Source organism: Aminithiophilus ramosus (assembly GCF_018069705.1).
GTDB classification, from domain to species: domain Bacteria; phylum Synergistota; class Synergistia; order Synergistales; family Aminithiophilaceae; genus Aminithiophilus; species Aminithiophilus ramosus.
The window spans coordinates 1724514-1743817 of the sequence record NZ_CP072943.1 but is presented as its reverse complement, the minus strand read 5'-3'; the positions used below and the strand labels follow the sequence as shown (position 1 = coordinate 1743817).

Below are 19304 nucleotides of genomic sequence, written 5' to 3'. Positions count from 1 at the left end.
TGGCCGTCAGGTCCTCTCCTCGTTGTCCCTTGGTTTCCCCAGGGAGGTGAGCCGTGAAGTTCAAAATCCTCCTTTTTGCCCTCTGCCTTGCCCTGTCCCTCCTGGCGGGCGTTCTCTGGGCCCTTCGCGGCGATCGGGAAGAGCCCGGTCTTGCCCTTCCCGATCGCCCTTTGCCCGGCTATCCCCCTCTGTCCGAGGAAGGGCCTTTCCCGAAGGAGAAAACCGCCGAAGAGGGGTCGTCGTCTGTCGCCCTCTCCGGGATGGCCCGGGGATCGGGCCGCGCTGACCCTCTTCTGCCTCTCCCCCGCCGCGGCGATCCTCTCGGCACCGAGAGGGGAAATTCGGTCTCCCTCGACATTCCGCCCCTTCTCGTCGAGTTGGCCTCCCAGCTCGACGATCTCAGGAAGGGGCTGGAGGGGCAGACCTTGGAGGTCGTCGCGAGGGGGCTCAACGCCCTTCCCGGGATAACGGCCTCTCCCGATCGGGCGCGTTGGACGCTGCGAGGCGAGGATGTCAAACTCGAGGTTTCCATCCCCGCCGAAGATATTCGAATCGATCTGGACCAGCTGATCCCGTGACCTTTGTCGGAAAGGCCGACGGGTTTCCTCTCTCCGTCGTGGAAATTTCCTTCCCCGACGGGGGAAAGGGGGGCTGTCGGGCCCCATTCGCAGACGAAGGAAGGACGGTAACGCCGTCGCCCGGCCGCGAGGCGGCTGTCGAGTAAGGGCGTTTGCCGCGCCGGCGAGGCGATTGGAGCGGTTTCCGAATCAGCGGATCCGACGGAGTTCGCCCTGTCGGCCCTTGTGGGAGCCGGGTTGAGGGGACTCCGTGTCTCTCCTGCCGTTTGCTGCTATCATGACAGGGCTACGTGACGGGATCGCCTGTCCGAAGCTCGAAAATCGAGGGATTTCAGCAAGGAGGTTTTGTCATGGCACATCTCGTCGCGGTCTGCGTCAGCGAGAAACGTCAGGAGCCTAAAAAGGCTCTCCCTCAGGCTCGCATCTTGGCCGACGGGGGCGTCGAGGGAGATTCCCACGGCGACCACGAAACGAGGCCGATCAGCCTTTTGCGTCTGGAAGACATTCTCGAGGTTCAGGAGAGGGTCGGTTTCGAGATTCCCCCGGGCGCCCTGGCCGAGAATCTGGTCGTCGGCGGGTTGCCCGATGATCTGGCCCCGGGGGCGAGGCTGGCCGTCGGTTCCGAAGCGCTTCTCGAAGTCATCGAAAAGGGCAAAAGGGTTGACGAGCCTCACAGCTATGACTATCGGGGGATCTGCCTCCTCCCTACGGCGGGCTTTTTCCTTCGGCCCCTGCGGGGAGGCGTTGTCCGACCTCAGGACCCCGTCGAAGTCGAGCCATGACGTTCGTCGTGCTGATGCGTCCGCAGCGGATGGCGGAGTCGGCCTGTCGGTCAAAGACGCGAAAAGGAGGGGGACGATGACGGTTTTCCTCTCCCTATCGCTTTTTGCCGCCCTTCTGATGCTGTGTGCCGTCGTGGCCAGGCTCCTGTCGGCGGTAGGCGATGAAGAGGCCTCAGCCGCTTTCGGCGTCTTGGGAACGGCGACGCCTCTTCTGGCGCTTCTCCTCATTCCCTCGGGAGACGCCTTCCCCCTTTTCGATGTGGCCATCGTCCTTCTCGTCTCTTCCTACGTCCTGAATCTTTCTTTCCGCCTATTCCAGGAAGGAGACCTGTAGCGATGTCCGTTTTTTTCCTGATCGCCCTCGTCTTCGGGCTTCTTCTGTCCATGGTCGGCGCCGTCGCCCTTTGGCGGTGCCCCTTTTCCCCGGTGCGTCGGGTTTCCTTCCTTTCCGGTGCCCTTCTGGTCTCTCTTGCCGTCGGACTTTACGGCCAGTTCGGCCTGGCCAAAGAGAGAGGTCAGGGGCCGAATTTCGCCCTGAACGCCGCCGTTGTCGCCGTCGGCTTCCTCCTTCTCGCACGCTCTCAGAGGGAGCTGGTCGAAGGGGCCCTGGCGGAGAAGAGACGGGAAAACGCCTCCGACGGAGAACCTTCAGGGATGACAGAGGGCCCTCTGCGATGAACGTTTTCCCGGCAGGTTTTCTGCTCTTTCTCGTTCTCGTCTGTGGCCTTTTCGCCCTTCTCTCGTCTCGTCCGCTCCGGTCCGTCCAGGCCCTGGCCGCCTCGGGGCTCTGTCTGGCTCTCGTCTTCGCGGTCCTCCGGGCCCCTGCCGTGGCCCTGGGGCAGCTCCTGTTCGGAGTGACCTTTCCTGCCCTTCTCTACCTTTTCGTTTTCCGAGCCTGCAGAAAGGGGCGCGATTTGAGATGTCGAAGACGATGATCTCGATGCGGTTTGTGAGTCTCGTCTCTTTTGTCCTTCTCGCCGGGCTTTTCAGCGGGGCTCTCCGTAGCGTTCAGCCTTTCGGCGAGCCCCAGAGTCCCGTCGTCGACGGTCGCTATCTCGCGAGGGCCCAGACGGAGACCGGAGCCAATGACCTCGTCACGGCCGTCGGCTTCGATTACCGGAGTTTCGATATCATCGCCCTGGCCGGCTGCCTCGTCGCCGTCTCCGTCTCCGTCGTCTCCCTCCTGCGTGAAGAGGCGGAGGAGGGCCGATGATGTTTCGTCCTCCCCGAATCCCGTCTCTCTTCGCTCTGGCCTGCGGCCTTTTCGGTCTTCGCCAGGCCCTTTTCGGTCACCTCCGCATCGGCGACGGCCTGACGGGAGGTCTTTCCGTGGCCGTGGCTCTGGCCCTTTTCGCGGTCTCTTCCGGGAAGCTCTCACGGCCTGGAAGCGCTCTTCAATCCGGCTTGGCCCTGGCCCGCGGAGCCGGTTCCCTTGCCCTCTTGGCCGTGGCTTCCCTCGGCTTTCACTTCACCTTTTTCCGCAACGTGCTGGTCGGCCAGGGCGGTCTCTTCGGCGGAAGCCTGCCGGAAGGAGCCAACGACGGCCTTCTGAACGCGTCGGGGACGATCGCCCTGACAAATGTCGTTCTCCTCCTGCTCGCTGCCGGTGCCCTCGGCGCCATTCTCGCGGCTTTCGGCGAAAGAGGACGATCCTGCGGGGAGGACTCCTTCCATGTCTGACTTGATTTTTCCCGGAGTGGCCGCCCTCCTCTGTCTCGGGCTGGGAGGGGCGCTTCTGGCGAGGCATGTCGTCAAGATCGTCATGGCTCTTTCCCTCCTCCAGTCGTCGACGGCCCTTCTTTTCGTGGCCCTCGGCTACCGCAATGCCGGTGGAGTGCCCCTCTTCTCCCTCGCTTCCGAGGGCGGGCGGATGTCCCTCCCCTCTTTTCAGGCCATGGCCATGGCCATCCTCGTCGTCTCGTCGCTTTTTACGGCCCTCCTCTTGGCCTTCGGTCTGCTTCTCCATCGCCGTTACGGCACCTTTGACATCGACGAAATCCGGAGGTCTCTCTGATGGATTGGCAGATTCACCTTCCCGTTCTCATCGTTCTGCTTCCGCTGCTGGGAGCCTTCGGGACTCCGGCCGTCGCCTTCTTCGGCGGGGTGGCGCGACGTCTCTGGCTCGTCCTTCTGTCGATGGCGACCGCCGTGCTGGTCGCTCTCCTCTGGAGCAGGGTGGCCCATTCGGGAGTGGCCCTGTATGTCATCGGTGCCGAGGCCTGGAACCTGGTCCTGTCCCAGGGCGTCTTCGCTCCTCTCCGCATTGTCCTCGCCGTCGACGGCTTCGCCTCTTTCTCTTCGCTGCTTTTGGCCGTAGCCTGCCTTGTCGGCGCTCTTGCCTTCCTCTCCGACGACGGCGGGCGCCGTAACGACGCGACGCCGACGCTTCTTCATTTCCTGGTCCTGGCTTCCGGCCTGGCCCTGATCGTCACGGGAGACCTTTTCAACTTCGCCCTTTTCCTCGGTCTCTTCTCCCTGGCGTCCTGGGCTCTGGTCGCCTTGGACAGGGACCATCGCTCGGCGCTCACCGTGGCTTTCAACGGACTCGCCTTCTCGTCCCTGACCCTTTCCCTGATCCTGGCGGCCGTGGCCCTTCTCTACGGGCGCTACGACACGGCGGCCCTTGCAGCCCTGGCCCGCTCCATGCCCTTCGGCCTCGCCGAAAAGGCGGCTCTCGTCTTTTTCGTCGCCGCTCTGCTAAGCCGCTGCGGCAGCGTTCCCTTTCACTTTTCTCTCGTCGGCCCCTTCTCCGTGACGTCGACCGGCACGGCCTGTCTCCTCCTTGCCGGAGTCCATGTCGGTCTTTACGGCCTGATGCGCGTCGTCTTCTCTCTTTACGGCACGGTTCTCGGCGGCGAGGTCCTCGGAGGCACCTTTCTGCTTTCCGGCGCGCTCTCTCTCCTCATCGGCGTGCTTTTCGCCCTGAAGGCCGATGACCTGAGCTCTCTGACGGCCTGGATCGTCCTTTCCCAAATCGGCTATATCCTCCTCGGCCTCGGCGTCGCCCTTTCCTGCCTCGGCGATGCCCGTGCCATGGCCGACTACGGTCTGACGGCTCTTCGCGGTGCCCTGGCCCAGTGGTCGGTTTTGCTCATTGCCTCTTCGCTGCTGCTTCTTTGCGTCGGAGTTCTTCGACGTCAGGAGGGAACGACCCGCCTCGACCGGCTCCACCTCCGCGGCGGAGCCGGGGCCCTGGCGGCAGGTTCTTTTTTCGTCGCCGCCTGGACCCTCTCCGGCTTTCCTCCCTTTGTCGGCTATGTGCCGAAACTCCTGCTCAGCCAATCTCTCGTCGTCTTTCAGCCCCTTCTGGGAGCTCTTTCGATAGGAGCTTCCGTCGCCGTCGCCGCCGCCCTGATCCGCGCTTTTCACGCCGCCTTTCTGGGGACCGGGGAGGTCCTTCCCCGCCGAGAGACGCCTCTGCCCACCCTGCTCGTCGTCGGAGGACTCCTTGTCCTGATCGGTTTTCTCTCCGCCCTTCCCTCCTGGTCCCTGGGACGTTGGGTCGACCCGGCGGCGGCCGCCCTTCTCAATCAGCGCGGCTACATCGAGGCCGTGCTGGGAGGGGGACTCTAAATGGCCGTTCAGGTCTACAGCGGCTTCGGTTACTGGAACGGGCTCAGCTGGTCTCTCTCCTTTCTGCTGGCCCTTTTGATCGTCCTTGCCGTAACCGGCCTGGGCCGTCGGGATTTCCGCTCTTCCGCCTCGTCCGGAGGTTCGGAAAAGGCGTTCTCCCAGAGTACGATGTTCCCCCCCCTCTCCCTTCCCCGGTCGTTCACGGAGAGGATCGATTTTCCCGGCGGCCTCGAGGAGAGACGATGTACGGACCTTGTCCCCGATCAGACAGGGGTCCTCGTCCTTTTTATGGCTCTTCTGCTGATCGCCGTTCTCCTCGGAGGAGGATTACGCTGAATGGAACGTTCATGGGAGGCTTTGTCCAAATCTCTTTGGATCTATCATTGGAACAGCGGTTCCTGTAACGGCTGTGACGGCGAGTGGCTTTCCTCTTTCGGGCCCCGCTATGACCTGGAGCGTCTGGGGGTCCGTTGCGTCGAGAGTCCCAGACAGGCCGATCTGCTCCTCGTGACGGGGGCGGTCTGTTCCTGTCAGGTCGACCTGTTGCGCCGGACCTATGCCATGATGGCCGAACCGAGGCTGGTCATGGCTTTCGGCGTCTGTGCCGTCTCGGGAGGCATCTTCCGCGATTCTCCCGTCGGCTGTGGGCCTCTCGACGCGATTCTGCCCGTCGACGTCTACGTCCTGGGCTGTCCTCCAAGGCCGGAGGCGCTCGTCGAAGGCCTTACTCGAGTCGTCCTGGAAGTGGAGAGACGCTGTGCCCTTTCCGAGAGGAGGCGTTCGCTGTGACCGATCCCGATCTTTCCGGATATGCCGCGACGGCGAGTGCTCCCCAAGACGTCCTGTCCCGTCTGGAGGATCTCCTCGGCGACGATATCGAGGGTTCTTCCCTCGGGGGAGGGGAGGGACGTCCCCGACTTCTGACCGTGGCTCTTCCCCGCCGGCGCTTTCTCGAAGGTGTCGATTGCCTGGGCGAATTCGATCGCCCTCACTTCATGTGCCTTTCCGGGGAGGATAGGGGGATGTCGGTGTTGCTCCGCTACGATTTCGCCCTTTTCCGCTGCGCCGAAAGGGGAAAGCGCTTTCACGTCACCCTCGAGGTGTCTCTCCCCAAAGGGGATCTCCTGATGCCCTCTCTTCAGGGCCGTTTCCCTTCCGCCGAGTACGATGAGCGGGAGGTCCTCGAAATGCTCGGCCCCGATTTCACCGGCCAGTCCAAAAGGGGACGCCTTTTCCTGCCCGAGGGATGGGAGGCGGTCAAACCCTGGCGCCACGAGTTCGAACCGCCCCGATCGAGACAATGAGCGATCCGCTTCAGGAGGCCGTCATGACTCCCTTCAATCTATCCTGCCGACAGAGAGGGTTCACGGAACCCCTCGACATTTCCCTGGAACTCGACGGACAGAGGATCAAAGGCGCCGAAATCCGTCACGGAGCGGTCCATCGAGGCATCGAGGCGATGGCTCGCGGCCGCGACCCCTTCCAGGTCCTCGCCCTCGCCGAACGGGTCTGCGGCTCCTGCTCCCTCTCCAACGCCGTGGCTTTCGTGAGAGCCATGGAGACGCTGTCCTCCATCGTCGTTCCCCGGCGGGCGAGTTATCTGCGGACCCTTTTTCTGGAGCTGGAGAGGATGGCCTCTCATTTCCTCTGGCTGGCGTCGACCTGCCGCGTCGCCGGCCAATCCTCGCTGGCGATGTCGGCCCTTTCCCTGAGGGAGGAGGTCCTCAATCTCCTCGAAAGGCTTTCGGGACGGCGGTCCAACTGGGGCGTCGTGACCTTCGGCGGTGTCCGCTGCGACATCGATGCCCAAGGGGCGGCGGCGATCGGGGCCATGATCTCCTTCTACCGCAGGGAACTGCCCCCCTTCCAGGAGGCTTTCCGTAACGGGACTCTCCTGCGTGCCCGTATGGAGGGGATCGGCCTGCTTCCGAAGGAGACGGCCCTCCTTTACGGTTCCGTGGGCCCCGTGGCCCGGGGCAGCGGTCTTGCCGTCGATCTTCGTTGGTCCTCTCCCTACGAGGCCTACGGAGAGCTCGAGGGGCAGGCCGTCCTGGGGGGGATCGACGGCCGTCCCCCTCGTGGCGATGTCTTCGACCGTCTCCTCGTCCGGGTCGGCGAGATCGGTCAATCGCTGGATCTCGTTCAGGCCCTTCTCGAGGGGCTTCCCGAGGGGGCGATCAGGACCAACAGGAAGCGCGGCCGTCTCCATACCCTCCTGAAGCAGGCCGAGGGCGCGGCGCTCTCCCTGGTTGAAGGACCGAGGGGGGAAACGCTCCACCGTCTCGTCCTGCGGCGAGGAGAGGGGGGCCTTTCCTCGTGGCGGATCCGCTCGGCCACTTACGCCAATGCCTCGTTGTGGCCCCTTCTTCTGAAAGGGGCATTGCTGGACGATGCCCTTCTCATCCTGAGCAGCACCGATCCCTGCATGGCCTGTACGGAGAGGCTTATCGAGACGCCTTTCTCTGCCGAGACAAAGGCTCTGGGCCGCCCCGAGGTGCCGGAAGCCGCAGGGGAGAGCCGCTGATGCTTACCTGGGGAACGAAGATCCTTGCCGCCGCGGCTCTGATGCTTCTGGCCTCGCTCGTGAGCCTGATCTTCGAGGGGCTCGGCCGCACCTTCACCGCTCGCCTTGAGCGACGTCTGGGGCCTCCTCCCTCGCAGCCTTTCTACGACCTCGTCAAGCTTTTCGGCAAGAAGGCGGTTCTGCCGCGAGAGGGGCTGCCCTGGCTTTTCCTGGGCGCTCCCGCCGTCGGCGCGGCGTCGGCGCTGACGATCTTCCTCTACCTGCCCATCGGTTCCCTGCCCCCGCTGCTCTCCGGGGGGGGGACCTGCTCCTCGTCGTCTTCCTGCTTCTCCTGGCCTCTCTGGCGACGGTCCTCGCCCTCTCGGGCGGAGCGTCTCCTCGAAGAGGGGTCGAGGTCGGCAGGGAGCTGACCCTTCTCGTCGCCTGTGCCCTGCCCCTGGCTCTGGTCGTCGCCTCCCTCGTCTGGTTCGCCTACCGTCAGGGACTGCCCGGTGCCCCCTTTTCCCTTGAGACCTTCGCCGCCAAGTCGGTATGGTCCGTCGCCTCTTGGCCCGGTCGGATCGGTCTGGCCGCTCTCGGCCTCGTCTTTCTCTCTCTCCTGCCCGTCCTGGCCGGGACGACGGTCCGTCCGATAGAGGGGGGACAGGGTGACGATTTCTCCGGCCGGGCTCTGCTCCTCTTTGAAGTGGCCCGTCAGTACAGGACGTTGGCGGCCTGCTCCGTCTGCGTCTGCCTTTTCCTGCCCGGTTCTCTGGGCCTCATTCTCGAGCTGCAGGCCCTGACGCTCTTTGTCGTCGATTTTCTCTTTTTCTGGGCCAAAGTCTTTCTCGTCCAGATGACGGCCCTTTCCCTGGAAGACGCCTTCGTCGGGCGTTTCCGGGGCGACCAGGCGGCCTCCTTCTATTCCTTGGCCGCGTCGGGGCTCGCCCTGGCCGGCCTGATCCTGCTGTTTTTCGATGTGCGTCTCTAGAGAGGGGCTATCGCGATGTCGACCTTTTTTTTCCTGCTCCGACGGGCTCTGGCGAAGATGGAAACGCATCCCTTTCCCTTTCCGCACATGCCCGACAGCCTGACGGAGGCCCTGATGGCCGTCCAGGGTGGGACGATGGATATTCACGCCCCTTCGGAGACGCCGGAGCGCCTCGTGGGGCGTCTTGCCCACAGCCGTTCGCGCTGCAAGGGGTGCGGCACCTGCATCTCCGTCTGCCCCTGCGGCGCTGTGACCCTTTCCGACGAGACGGGAAAGATCGACGTCGATTTGGCCCGCTGCTGCCTCTGCCTTCAGTGTGTCGAGGCCTGTCCCCTTTCGGCCCTTTCCGTCACCGACGAATTTCTCTTTTCGACGACGGACCGGGAAGGCCTTCGTCCTTCTGACGAGGAGCCCCGACAGCCCCGCGACGAAAGGGACCTCTGGGCTCTCGGAGAGGAGCGGCCGTGAAATCCGTCACGGCCGTTCTCACGGGGGGAACGATCGGCAGTGCCGTCGGTGCGGGCGGCGCTTTTCCCGACGGAGGGCGCTCTTCGGAACTCCGATCCCAGCTGGAGCGCTTCTTCTCCGACGGGGATATTTCCGTCTCTTTCCGCTATCCCTGGGGGGAGAAGGGGCTGGACAGCTCGAACCTTCAACCCTGGCACTGGATCGATCTGACCCGCCTCGTCGTCGCCGAACTCGAAGGGGGAGCGCAGGGCATCCTCCTCCTGCACGGGACGGATACCATGGCCTACACGTCGGCGTGGCTCAGCCTGGCCCTGGGCGACGTCGATCGCCCCGTCATCCTCACCGGCAGCCAGCTCACCCTCGACAGCGTCCCCGACGACGTGACCGTCAACCTCAGAGGCGCGGCTCTCGTGGCCGCCTCGTCTCTCCCCGGCGTCTGGGTCTACTTCAACTGGAAGCTTTTTCGGGGCGACAGGGCCCACAAGGCCCGGGCCCTTCACCCCGATGCCTTCGTCGCCTCCGGAGGAAGCCCCCTTTATTTCACCCCCGATCGGATCGGAAGCTTCGCCCCTGTGACGGCCCCATCTCCCTGGCGCAGGCCTCGCGAGCTGGACGGTCTTCTCCTCCGTGAGGAGGAGGTGAGGGCCCTTCGCGGCTCTCTCGCCTGGATTTCCGCCGCTCCCGGCCTGAGGCCTCATTTCTCGGGAAGGGAGAAGGTCCTCCTCGTTTTGGGCCTCGGCGCCGGCAACGCCTCGACGCTCCTCATCGAGGAAATCGATTCCTTCTGGCAGGGGAGGGAGAAACCCTTCGTCCTGGCGTGCAGCCTCGCCGAGGGCGACGAAAAAAAGCCCGACGTCTACGATGACGTCGGGCTTGCCTCCCTGGCTCGAAGGGGATTCCCCCTCTGGTCTCAGGGCGACTATCCCCTCGAGATGATCCACGCCCTTGCCTGGTTCTCCCTCATGGGGGCTCCGGAAGATCGGGCGTCGGTTTTCTCCCGCTACCTGCGACGCCTCTGAGGGGCGCCTTTCCCGCTTCGTCCGCGATGTGGCGCTCCGCCGTCTCTCCGACAGGAAGGGCGAAGCCCTTCCTGTCTCTTCGGGTCCGCGGCAGAGGCGCTCCGATCTCGCATAAGACCTTTTTCCCGGGCCTTCTGCGGGATTCTCTCCGGATCTACAGGGAAAGGAGTCCGTAGTGGCGAAGCCGACGGCGGACTTCCTCTCGACCGAGGTGGACGGCCACCTCGAAAATGCCGGGGCTGACCTTCCGTCCCGTCAGGGCCCACCGGAGAGGCATGGCCAGGTCCTTGAGCTTCAGCCCCTCCTCGGCGGCCCACAGGCGGGCCCGTTCGGCCATGGAGTCGTGATCCCAGCGCTCCGTCGTCGTCAGAGCCTCGAAAAAGGGGCGGAGGCGGACCTTGAGGGTCTCGTCGAGATCTCCCCCGTCGTAGCGGGCCTTGACGGGCTCGAAGGAGAGGAAAAAGTCGCTGTACCGGGCCATCTCCTCCAGGGTCTGTCCCCGTCCCTCGAGGAGGTCGAGGGAACGGAGGAGATAGGTCTCGTCGAAGGGGGAGGCGTCGACGGAAAGGGCCTTCCAGAAGGGCTCGACGAGGGCCAGTTTCCGGGAGGGGGCGAGTCTTTTGAGGTGCTCCTGGTTGACGAAGCCCAGCTTCTTCATGTCGAAGACGGCCTTCCGCTTCGCGACCTGGCGGAGGTCGAAGAGGGAGGTGGCCTCTTCCCTGTCGAAAATCTCCCTGTTTTCCCCTGCCGACCAGCCCAGAAGGGCCAGGAAGTTGAAAATGCCCTCGGGGATGTAGCCCAGATCCCGGTAGTCGTAGACGCTCGTCGCCCCCTGTCGCTTGGAGAGCTTTTTCTTGTCCTCGCCGAGGATCATGGGCAGGTGAGCGAAGCGGGGGAGTTTCCAGCCCAGGGCCTCGTAGAGAAGGATCTGCTTGGGCGTGTTGATGATGTGGTCCTCGCCGCGGATGACGTAGTTGATGTCCATGGTGTAGTCGTCGACGACGACGGCGAAGTTATACGTCGGCATCCCGTCGCTTTTGATCAGGACCGTATCCTTGATCGTCTCGCTTTTGATCTCGATGGGGCCGTAGACCATGTCGTCGAAGCGGACCGTCTGGTCCTGGGGCACATGGTGAACGATGGCCTCTCCCTCCCGATAGGCCAGCCCCTTTTCCACCAGGGCTTCGGCGTGGCGCCGGTAGATCTCGAGCCGCTCCGACTGGCGGTAGGGGCCGTAATCGCCGCCGCAGTCGGGGCCCTCGTCCCAGTCGAGGCCGAGCCAGTTCATTCCGGCCAGGATGGTCCTCTCGAACTCCTTCGTGGAACGCTGACGGTCCGTATCTTCGATGCGGAGCACGAACCGGCCCCCCATCCGCCTGGCCCAGAGCCAGTTGAAAAGGGCAGTGTGAGCCCCTCCGATGTGAAGGGCCCCCGTCGGGCTCGGGGCGAAGCGAACGCGAACCTTCTCCATCATCTAAACGTTTCCTCCTCCCAGACCCGTGAAGGGAAAGCTCTCCCGGGTTCTCTGGTCTTATACTGGACCTGGCAATTATACCCCAAGGCCCGTCCCTTCTCCTCCCGTCCGGGGAGGGCCCATCGAGAAAGGAGCCACCGGTTTGGAAAAGAAAACGCTGCTTCTCGTCGACGGCCATGGCCTCGCCTACCGGGGACACTACGCCCTTCCGGAACTGACGGCCCCTGACGGCCGTCCCACGAGCGCCATCGTCGGATTCTTCAACATGTTTTTCAAGATCGTCGAACAGAGGCGGCCCGATGACGTCGTCGTCATCTTCGATGCCCCCTCGCCGACTTTCCGCCATGACGCCTACGAGGACTACAAGGGGACGAGGAAGCCGACGCCGGAGGCGCTGAAAGTTCAGATCCCTCTCATCAGAGAGCTGCTCGATCTGGCCGGTTTCTGCGTCCACGAAGAGGCCGGACTCGAGGCCGACGACATCCTCGCCGCCACGGCCCGAGAAGCCGCCCGTTCGGGGATGGAGGTCCTGGTCCTGACGGCCGACAAGGACCTGCTTCAGATTCTCGCCCCTTCCATTTCCATTTTCCGCCCTCACAAGGGGGTCAGCTCCTTCACGCTCTACGATGCCGACCTCTTCCGCCTGGAGTACGGCTTCGAGCCCCCTCTCATGGCCGATTATCTGGCCCTCGTCGGAGACAGTGCCGACAATATTCCCGGAGTGGCCGGCATCGGCGACAAGTCGGCCCGTCAGCTTCTGACCCGCTATGGGGGCGTCGAGGAGATCCTGGCCCATCTTGACGAATTGCCCTCGGGCCAGGCGAAAAAGCTGCGGGAGGGCTCCGAGGCGGCTCGCGCGAGTCTGGCGCTGACGCGCCTGCGCTTCGAGGGGGCCCTGAGCCCGGAGCGCCTCTGCCGCAACAGGGGCGACGGCGCGAAACTCGCCCTCCGCTGCGGCGAGCTGGGCCTCCAGAAACTTCTCGATCGCTTCGGCCTCCCTCCGGAAAATCCTTTGCCGACCCCCTCCTCCCCTCAGGAGGGAAAGAGGAGGGAGGTGGCCGAAGAAGAGCTCTTCGGCGAGGCCTCTCTGATCCTTCTCAGGGGAAAAGAGACGCTCCTCCTCGGCGACGGCAGGGGACGTTACTGCCGCTTCGTCCGACCCTCCAGGGCCCTTCTCGACTGGCTAGAAGGGGGGGAGATCCTGACGTGGGATTACAAGGAGCTCTGCCGTCTCCTCCCCGAAGAGCTCCGTCCCCGCAAGGTCTGGGACCTGAGGATCGTCGACTATCTCCTCCATCCCGATGGAGGAGGGCGCTCCCTCGCTTCCGTTCTGGGAGGGGAGATCGACGACGAGATCTCCCTTCCCTCGGCTCTGAGAGAGAGGCGGGAGGTGCTCGATCCCCTTCTCGACGGAGGGCTGAGGACCCTCATGGAGGGCATCGATCTTCCCCTTTCTCCTGTCCTTGCCCGGATGGAGGAGCGGGGCATCGGTCTCGACCGATCGGGCCTGGTCGAGCTCTCCCGCCAGCTGGAGGAGAGGATCGCCCTCATCGAGGAGGAGATCGCCGCCAAGACCGGCAGGAAAGTCAACATCAACTCGCCCAAACAGGTCGGCGAACTCCTTTTCGACGTCCTCGGCCTGCCTCCCCTTAAAAAAACGAAGACGGGCTACTCGACGGATGTCTCCGTCCTTGAAGAGCTGGCCTCCCTTCCCGACGGAAGGGGAGAGATCCCGGCCCTCATCGTCGAACACAGGGAGGGGGCGAAAATGCTCTCGGCTTTCGTCACCCCTCTTTTGTCCATCGGCGAGGGGCCAAGGGCCGTCGTTCACTCCACCTTCGAACAGACGACGACGGCCACCGGTCGCCTCTCGAGCCGCGATCCCAACCTGCAGAATCTCCCCGTCTTCGGCCACTGGGCGGCGAAGCTCCGTCGCTGCCTCGTCCCGGGCGAAGAGGGACATCTTTTCGTGGCCGCCGACTACTCCCAGATCGAACTGCGCGTCCTGGCCCATTACTGCGGAGATCGCCGTCTCAGGGAGGCCTTCGCCGAGGGACGGGACATTCACGGCGAGACGGCCCGCTCTCTTTTTTCCTTCTCCTCCTCCGGGGAAATCTCGGCCGAGGATCGGCGCCGGGCCAAGGTGATCAACTTCGGCCTCCTCTACGGGATGAGCGCCTTCGGCCTGGGACGGCGCCTTGCCATCGGTCGCGCCGAGGCCCAGGAGATCGTCGACCGCTACTTCGCCGCCTTTCCCCTCGTGGCCGACTATCTCCGGTCCAGCGTCGAAGAGGCCAGAAAAAGAGGGTACACGGAGACCCTCTTCGGCAGGAGGCGTCCCCTCGACGAAGTCTCCACCGTCGAGGGGAGGGGGGGCGGCGCCCTCCAACGCGTCGCCGTCAACACGCCCATCCAGGGGACGGCGGCCGATATCGCCAAGGTGGCCATGATCCGTTTCAGCGAGGCCGTCGCCGAAAAAGGGAGGGAGTGGCCTCTCGTCCTTCAGGTCCACGACTCCCTCGTCTGTCAGTGTCCCCGGTCGGAGGCCGATGAGGCGGAGCGGACCCTCGTCCAGGTCATGGAGAGGGCGTTCCCGCTCTCTGTCCCCCTGGTGGCGACTCCAAAGCGAGGATGCTCTCTGGCTGAGATCTAAAGGCAGCCCTTTCTCTTTACAGGTTTTGGGGAGGCACGTATGATTAGACCCGCTGCAGGCGTAGCGAAAGAGCTCCTCAGGGAGCCTTAAAAGGGGGAAGAAGAGCTTTGGTCATGCGTATGTTGAGAACACAGATCAAGTGGATCATGTTGAGTGTCGCCGTCGTTTTCGTCCTGTCCCTTCTTTTCATGTACGGTCCCATGGGGGGCCGAGACGAGGGAGCCTCCCGGGATTATGCCGTCGCCACCGCTGACGGGAAGAAGATCATGCGCTCCACTCTCGAAGAGGGGCTCCAGGAGGCCGTCGAGCGCTCGGAGAATAGGGAGGTAACCTCTGCCGACCTTCCTCTGCTCCGCAAGTCCGTCCTGGAGAACATCGTCTTGACCATGGAGCTCGAGAAAGAGGCCAAGGCCAGGGGCGTCAAAATCGACGAGGGCGAGATCGACAAGGTCCTGGACGACATCAAGGAGCAGTTTCCCACGATCGAGGCCTTCAATCAGTACCTGACGCGTATGGGCATCGAGATGAAGGCCCTCCGCGAGAATATCGCCCTTCAGCTGGCCCAGCAGAAGGTGCTCGAGGGGGAACTTGCGTCGGTCCTGGTCGGCGAAGGAGAGGTTCAGGAATTCTACGACAAGACGAAGGAGGTCTTCTTCCGTCGCCCCGAGGGCTTCAACCTCAACATCGCCCACGTGAGAAAGGCTGAGAGCGCCGCTGAGATTGCCAGCCGGATTCGCGATGACGGCGGCTGGGATGCCGGTCTGGCCCTCCTCTCGGCCGATGTGGCCGATCATACCCCCTACGAGGAGCCCTTCTTCGTCGCCGCCGAGGCTCTACAGGGCCCCTTTGCCGAGATCAGGGCGGCCGGAGTGGACAGCCTGGTCGGTCCCATCGCCGTCGCCAGCGACGATTTCGTCCTCGTCCTCAAGCGGGAGGCCCTTGCCGGTCGGATCCTTCCCCTGGAAGAGGTCAGCGGCGACATTTCCAGCCTTCTCCTCTCACAACGCCGCAGCGAGGCCCAGCAGACCTTCTTCAAGGGGCTTTTGGAGAGGGCTCGACTCACCATTCACGACGAGGCCCTCTTCGCCGTTCCCGAAAAACCCCGGGAGCCTGAGGCCGAAGAGGCGGCGGGAGTGTCTTCCGTCGACGAGCCCGCATCGGAGGTCTCCGTGTCGGAGGATATCCCCTCTGAGGGCGAGTCGGACAAGACGGAATAGCAAGATCAACGGCGGCCCTCTTCGCTATTGACATTATCGAGGTCGGCTCATAGAATAGTTCCCGCAGACCGAGGTGGGATGGCCGAGCGGCTGAAGGCACTCGCCTGCTAAGCGAGTAGCGGGGCTAAAACCTCGCTCCAGGGTTCGAATCCCTGTCCCACCGCCATATCGAGAACGCGCGCCGGTAGCTCAATTGGATAGAGCGTCTGGCTACGGACCAGGAGGTTACGGGTTCAAGTCCTGTCCGGCGCGCCAGTCAATTCAGGGGATCTCTTGGGAGGTCCCCTTTTTAGTCCTGTCAAGGGACACTAAAAATGTCATCTAAAAAGAGGGTCTGAGGGACAATGAAAGTGTCGCTTTCGAGGGGCTGAAATCGCCCCCGTCAACAGCCCGCCTTGGCTTTCCTCCGCGGCGGAGGTCCTTCTAGGGAGGGGAACCCGTCCCTTGCTCGGAGCCGACCGCCGCGGCAGGAGGAGCGGGATTCTGTCGCCAGGGATGGTCTGCCGCCGGCTTCCTCTGCTTCTTCGTTTTGCATGGAGTGCCTGTCTTCGTCTCGATGACAGGCGGGGGAGTCGCAGGGGGCTCTTTGTCGACGGCTGCGAGATCGTAGAGCCCGTCATGGACAAGAGCCAGGAGTTTCCCGTCGAGCTTCTCGATGACCTTGACCGCCTGTCCTCTGGCAAGAAGCAGGGGGCGTCTGCGGGGGCCTATCAGGGAGTACTGTTTTCCGTCGAGGGAAATCGTCGAGTCTCCCGAGGCCTTCCGGTCGGTCTGGCGAGTCAGGAGGAGATCGAGAGCGGGTCCGTCCGGCGGAGGGAGAAAGGCAGATGCCCCCTCTGCGGGAGGACGAGCGAACCTCGGGTTATGGACCTCTCCCGGGTAGGCGGCGAGCAGGACGTTGGCCTCTTCGATCGTTTTCACTCCGGCCCGTCGGAAGGCGACGACGAGACGATCCTGAAGAGTTCCCCAGAGCCTTTCGATCCGCCCCTTCGCCTGGGGAGACCCTGCAGGGACATAGCGAGTTCCGAGAGCCTCCAGAGCGCGGCCGAACTGGGTTACAGGCGCCGAGTCCTCCAGCTCCTCCTTGATCGTCAGTTTTTCCGACTTGGGAGAAAGGAAGATGGTGTGGCGGTCGGCGTAAAGCTCGCGAGGCACGCCGTGGCGATCAAGCATCTGACGGAGCACGCGGAAGTAGCCGAAGAGGCACTCATTCCTGGCCATCCACAGACCGAGGACCTCTCCTGTGGCATCGTCAATCACGCCGTGGAGAGTGCAACGCTCACCGATCTCGAACCAATCGAAAGGAGAGGCGTCCATCTGGACCAGATCGCCTCGTCGGGACCGTCGGACCCTGCGGGAACGCCGCTTCGGGGCCCGGTGGCGATGAACGAGGGACAGGTTCTCCGCGCGAAGGAAACGGGCGATGCTCTTGGCGCTCAGCACGAGATCATGCTCTTCGGCAAGGAGTTCGGCCATGTGCTGACAGCTCGTATCCCTGTAAAGACCCTTGGCCAGACTGACGACGAAATCCCGTGTCTCCTGAGAGATTCTGCGCCGGGACGGTTTGCCTCGTCCCTTGTGCAGGAGCCCCTGCGCTCCTTCTTCCCGGTAGCGTCGTTTGAGCCGAAAGACCTGACGGCGGCTCAGACCGAGCCGATCGGCCACCTCCTGAACCGTCAGGTTGCCCGCGACAGCCTCTTCCACCAACCCCAAGCGCCTTGCTTCTTTTGTCTTCATGAGTAGGTCTCTCCTGGTCGTCATAAGTGACATTTTCCCTGTCCTCTTCACGAGTGACAATACCATTGTCCGGCGACAGGTCCCCTTTTTAGTCCTGTCAAGGGACACTAAAAATGTCATCTAAAAAGAGGGTCTGAGGGACAATGAAAGTGTCGCTTTCGAGGGGCTGAAATCGCCCCCGTCAACAGCCCGCCTTGGCTTTCCTCCGCGGCGGATGTCCTTTTAGGGAGGGGAACCCGTCCCTTGCTCGGTGCCGACCGCCGCGGCAGGAGGAGCGGGATTCTGTCGCCAGGGATGGTCTGCCGCCGGCTTCCTCTGCTTCTTCGTTTTGCATGGAGTGCCTGTCTTCGTCTCGATGACAGGCGGGGGAGTCGCAGGGGGCTCTTTGTCGACGGCTGCGAGATCGTAGAGCCCGTCATGGACAAGAGCCAGGAGTTTCCCGTCGAGCTTCTCGATGACCTTGACCGCCTGTCCTCTGGCAAGAAGCAGGGGGCGTCTGCGGGGGCCTATCAGGGCGTACTGTTTTCCGTCGAGGGAAATCGTCGAGTCTCCCGAGGCCTTCCGGTCGGTCTGGCGAGTCAGGAGGAGATCGAGAGCGGGGCCGTCCGGCGGAGGGAGAAAGGCAGATGCCCCCTCTGCGGGAGGACGAGCGAACCTCGGGTTATGGACCTCTCCCGGGTAGGCGGCGAGCAGGACGTTGGCCTCTTCGATCGTTTTCACTCCGGCCCGTCGGAAGGCGACGACGAGACGATCCTGAAGAGTTCCCCAGAGCCTTTCGATCCGCCCCTTCGCCTGGGGAGACCCTGCAGGGACATAGCGAGTTCCGAGAGCCTCCAGAGCGCGGCCGAACTGGGTTACAGGCGCCGAGTCCTCCAGCTCCTCCTTGATCGTCAGTTTTTCCGACTTGGGAGAAAGGAAGATGGTGTGGCGGTCGGCGTAAAGCTCGCGAGGCACGCCGTGGCGATCAAGCATCTGACGGAGCACGCGGAAGTAGCCGAAGAGGCACTCATTCCTGGCCATCCACAGACCGAGGACCTCTCCTGTGGCATCGTCAATCACGCCGTGGAGAGTGCAACGCTCACCGATCTCGAACCAATCGAAAGGAGAGGCGTCCATCTGGACCAGATCGCCTCGTCGGGACCGTCGGACCCTGCGGGAACGCCGCTTCGGGGCCCGGTGGCGATGAACGAGGGACAGGTTCTCCGCGCGAAGGAAACGGGCGATGCTCTTGGCGCTCAGCACGAGATCATGCTCTTCGGCAAGGAGTTCGGCCATGTGCTGACAGCTCGTATCCCTGTAAAGACCCTTGGCCAGACTGACGACGAAATCCCGTGTCTCCTGAGAGATTCTGCGCCGGGACGGTTTGCCTCGTCCCTTGTGCAGGAGCCCCTGCGCTCCTTCTTCCCGGTAGCGTCGTTTGAGCCGAAAGACCTGACGGCGGCTCAGACCGAGCCGATCGGCCACCTCCTGAACCGTCAGGTTGCCCGCGACAGCCTCTTCCACCAACCCCAAGCGCCTTGCTTCTTTTGTCTTCATGAGTAGGTCTCTCCTGGTCGTCATAAGTGACATTTTCCCTGTCCTCTTCACGAGTGACAATACCATTGTCCGGCGACAGTCCCCTTTTTAGTCCTTGACAAAAGTTTTTCATTGAGATAGTATCAGTCGTGTCGGCAGGCGCCGCCGATCAATACCTGTTAGGAGGCAATACCTTGACAACAAAGGGTACAGTTAAGTGGTTCAACGAGACGAAGGGCTACGGCTTTGTCACCACCGACGAGGGCAAAGACGTTTTCATCCACTTCAGCGCCATCGCTATGGATGGATTCAAGACCCTCGCCGAGGGTCAGCGGGTGGAGTTCGAGATCACCCAGGGACAGAAGGGCCCTCAGGCCTCCAACGTCGTCAAGATCTAACCCTTCCCCATTAGAGCGAAAGGCGACATCCTTCGGGTTGTCGCCTTCTTTGTCGTCTGCGTGGGCCGTCTTTGCCGATTATACTTGACAAGATCATTTTCATAAACTAGTGTAATCTCGTTGTACGGCGCCTCGCCAGACTTTATTTTCTGTATAGGGGGAACTGTCTTGAGTCTTCAGGGAACGGTCAAATGGTTCAACGATGCAAAGGGTTACGGTTTTATCACCACCGATGAGGGCAAGGATGTCTTCGTCCATTTCAGCGCCATCACCATGGATGGCTTCAAAAGCCTCGCCGAGGGACAGCGGGTGGAGTTCGACATCACCCAGGGACAGAAGGGCGAGCAGGCCGTCAACGTCAGTCGTATCTAGGTCTCTTCCGCCGTCTCCTCTCTC

The 19304-nt window shown here is 63.0% G+C and carries 24 protein-coding genes and 2 tRNA genes; 23 read left to right on the top strand and 3 right to left on the bottom strand.

What is annotated here, in order from left to right; translation table 11 throughout:
- Nucleotides 1-53: 53 nt before the first annotated feature.
- From KAR29_RS08030 to KAR29_RS07950, 17 genes are all read left to right on the top strand, one after another.
- A complete protein-coding gene (locus KAR29_RS08030; protein WP_274372486.1) occupies nucleotides 54-578 on the top strand; it encodes a hypothetical protein in 525 nt (174 codons plus the stop codon).
- 350 nt (nucleotides 579-928) lie between these two features.
- On the top strand, nucleotides 929-1360 hold the full coding sequence (locus tag KAR29_RS08025) for an MOSC domain-containing protein (RefSeq protein WP_274372485.1): 432 nt from the start codon (nucleotides 929-931) through the stop codon (nucleotides 1358-1360).
- A 76-nt stretch (nucleotides 1361-1436) separates the two neighbouring features.
- Complete coding sequence (locus tag KAR29_RS08020) at nucleotides 1437-1694, top strand: hypothetical protein (protein WP_274372484.1); 258 nt, start codon at nucleotides 1437-1439, stop codon at nucleotides 1692-1694.
- A gap of 2 nt (nucleotides 1695-1696) precedes the next feature.
- Complete coding sequence (locus tag KAR29_RS08015; protein ID WP_274372483.1) at nucleotides 1697-2038, top strand: hypothetical protein; 342 nt, start codon at nucleotides 1697-1699, stop codon at nucleotides 2036-2038.
- Nucleotides 2035-2295, top strand: a complete 261-nt coding sequence (locus KAR29_RS08010) for a Na(+)/H(+) antiporter subunit B (RefSeq protein WP_274372482.1) — start codon at nucleotides 2035-2037, stop codon at nucleotides 2293-2295. Before KAR29_RS08015 ends, KAR29_RS08010 begins: the two co-directional genes overlap by 4 nt.
- On the top strand, nucleotides 2280-2573 hold the full coding sequence (locus KAR29_RS08005) for a hypothetical protein (protein WP_274372481.1): 294 nt from the start codon (nucleotides 2280-2282) through the stop codon (nucleotides 2571-2573). The genes KAR29_RS08010 and KAR29_RS08005 overlap by 16 nt, the downstream gene beginning before the upstream one ends.
- The gene (locus KAR29_RS08000) at nucleotides 2573-3040 is read left to right on the top strand and encodes a sodium:proton antiporter (protein WP_274372480.1); all 468 of its coding nucleotides are present in this window, start codon (nucleotides 2573-2575) and stop codon (nucleotides 3038-3040) included. The genes KAR29_RS08005 and KAR29_RS08000 overlap by 1 nt, the downstream gene beginning before the upstream one ends.
- Nucleotides 3033-3374 carry an NADH-quinone oxidoreductase subunit K gene (locus tag KAR29_RS07995; protein WP_274372479.1) on the top strand — a complete coding sequence of 114 codons (342 nt, stop codon included), beginning with the start codon at nucleotides 3033-3035 and terminating at the stop codon, nucleotides 3372-3374. Before KAR29_RS08000 ends, KAR29_RS07995 begins: the two co-directional genes overlap by 8 nt.
- The gene (locus tag KAR29_RS07990) at nucleotides 3374-4933 is read left to right on the top strand and encodes a proton-conducting transporter transmembrane domain-containing protein (protein WP_274372478.1); all 1560 of its coding nucleotides are present in this window, start codon (nucleotides 3374-3376) and stop codon (nucleotides 4931-4933) included. The genes KAR29_RS07995 and KAR29_RS07990 overlap by 1 nt, the downstream gene beginning before the upstream one ends.
- Nucleotides 4934-5269 (top strand): hypothetical protein, encoded by a 336-nt coding sequence (locus tag KAR29_RS07985; RefSeq protein WP_274372477.1) that lies wholly within the window; start codon nucleotides 4934-4936, stop codon nucleotides 5267-5269.
- The gene (locus KAR29_RS07980) at nucleotides 5270-5722 is read left to right on the top strand and encodes an NADH-quinone oxidoreductase subunit B family protein (RefSeq protein WP_274372476.1); all 453 of its coding nucleotides are present in this window, start codon (nucleotides 5270-5272) and stop codon (nucleotides 5720-5722) included.
- Nucleotides 5719-6237, top strand: a complete 519-nt coding sequence (locus KAR29_RS07975) for an NADH-quinone oxidoreductase subunit C (protein WP_274372475.1) — start codon at nucleotides 5719-5721, stop codon at nucleotides 6235-6237. The genes KAR29_RS07980 and KAR29_RS07975 overlap by 4 nt, the downstream gene beginning before the upstream one ends.
- Nucleotides 6238-6260: 23 nt before the next feature.
- On the top strand, nucleotides 6261-7457 hold the full coding sequence (locus tag KAR29_RS07970) for a hydrogenase large subunit (protein ID WP_274372474.1): 1197 nt from the start codon (nucleotides 6261-6263) through the stop codon (nucleotides 7455-7457).
- Nucleotides 7457-7867 carry an NADH-quinone oxidoreductase subunit H gene (locus tag KAR29_RS07965; RefSeq protein WP_274372473.1) on the top strand — a complete coding sequence of 137 codons (411 nt, stop codon included), beginning with the start codon at nucleotides 7457-7459 and terminating at the stop codon, nucleotides 7865-7867. Before KAR29_RS07970 ends, KAR29_RS07965 begins: the two co-directional genes overlap by 1 nt.
- On the top strand, nucleotides 7762-8427 hold the full coding sequence (locus KAR29_RS07960) for an NADH-quinone oxidoreductase subunit H (protein WP_311135631.1): 666 nt from the start codon (nucleotides 7762-7764) through the stop codon (nucleotides 8425-8427). The genes KAR29_RS07965 and KAR29_RS07960 overlap by 106 nt, the downstream gene beginning before the upstream one ends.
- A 15-nt stretch (nucleotides 8428-8442) precedes the next feature.
- Entirely contained in the window at nucleotides 8443-8895 is a 453-nt protein-coding gene (locus tag KAR29_RS07955; RefSeq protein WP_274372472.1) for a 4Fe-4S binding protein, read from the top strand.
- Nucleotides 8892-9914: an asparaginase domain-containing protein gene (locus KAR29_RS07950; protein WP_274372471.1), complete on the top strand. Its 1023-nt coding sequence runs from the start codon at nucleotides 8892-8894 to the stop codon at nucleotides 9912-9914. Before KAR29_RS07955 ends, KAR29_RS07950 begins: the two co-directional genes overlap by 4 nt.
- A gap of 154 nt (nucleotides 9915-10068) precedes the next feature.
- Here the strand turns inward: KAR29_RS07950 and gltX are convergent, their stop codons facing one another.
- Nucleotides 10069-11388, bottom strand: a complete 1320-nt coding sequence (gene gltX / locus KAR29_RS07945; protein WP_274372470.1) for a glutamate--tRNA ligase — start codon at nucleotides 11386-11388, stop codon at nucleotides 10069-10071.
- Nucleotides 11389-11530: 142 nt separating this feature from the next.
- Between gltX and KAR29_RS07940 the strand changes: the two genes are divergently transcribed.
- The 4 genes from KAR29_RS07940 to KAR29_RS07925 all read left to right on the top strand — a co-directional run bounded on the left by KAR29_RS07940 (nucleotide 11531) and on the right by KAR29_RS07925 (nucleotide 15513).
- Nucleotides 11531-14041, top strand: coding sequence for a DNA polymerase (locus KAR29_RS07940; RefSeq protein WP_274372469.1), 2511 nt, complete (start codon nucleotides 11531-11533; stop codon nucleotides 14039-14041).
- 113 nt (nucleotides 14042-14154) lie between these two features.
- On the top strand, nucleotides 14155-15258 hold the full coding sequence (locus KAR29_RS07935) for a SurA N-terminal domain-containing protein (RefSeq protein WP_274372468.1): 1104 nt from the start codon (nucleotides 14155-14157) through the stop codon (nucleotides 15256-15258).
- Nucleotides 15259-15330: 72 nt separating this feature from the next.
- Nucleotides 15331-15424 (top strand) — tRNA-Ser (locus KAR29_RS07930).
- 12 nt (nucleotides 15425-15436) lie between these two features.
- A tRNA-Arg gene (locus KAR29_RS07925) sits at nucleotides 15437-15513 on the top strand.
- A 168-nt stretch (nucleotides 15514-15681) separates the two neighbouring features.
- On the opposite strand, the gene KAR29_RS07920 is transcribed toward KAR29_RS07925, so the two are convergent.
- Nucleotides 15682-16995, bottom strand: a complete 1314-nt coding sequence (locus KAR29_RS07920) for an ISNCY family transposase (RefSeq protein ID WP_274372467.1) — start codon at nucleotides 16993-16995, stop codon at nucleotides 15682-15684.
- Nucleotides 16996-17217: 222 nt separating this feature from the next.
- Nucleotides 17218-18531 carry an ISNCY family transposase gene (locus KAR29_RS07915; RefSeq protein ID WP_274372466.1) on the bottom strand — a complete coding sequence of 438 codons (1314 nt, stop codon included), beginning with the start codon at nucleotides 18529-18531 and terminating at the stop codon, nucleotides 17218-17220.
- Nucleotides 18532-18704: 173 nt separating this feature from the next.
- Here KAR29_RS07915 and KAR29_RS07910 point away from each other — a divergent pair, with 173 nt between their 5' ends.
- Both KAR29_RS07910 and KAR29_RS07905 read left to right on the top strand, forming a co-directional pair.
- Nucleotides 18705-18908, top strand: coding sequence for a cold-shock protein (locus tag KAR29_RS07910; protein ID WP_274372465.1), 204 nt, complete (start codon nucleotides 18705-18707; stop codon nucleotides 18906-18908).
- A 168-nt stretch (nucleotides 18909-19076) separates the two neighbouring features.
- Entirely contained in the window at nucleotides 19077-19280 is a 204-nt protein-coding gene (locus tag KAR29_RS07905; RefSeq protein ID WP_274372464.1) for a cold-shock protein, read from the top strand.
- Nucleotides 19281-19304 lie beyond the last annotated feature (24 nt).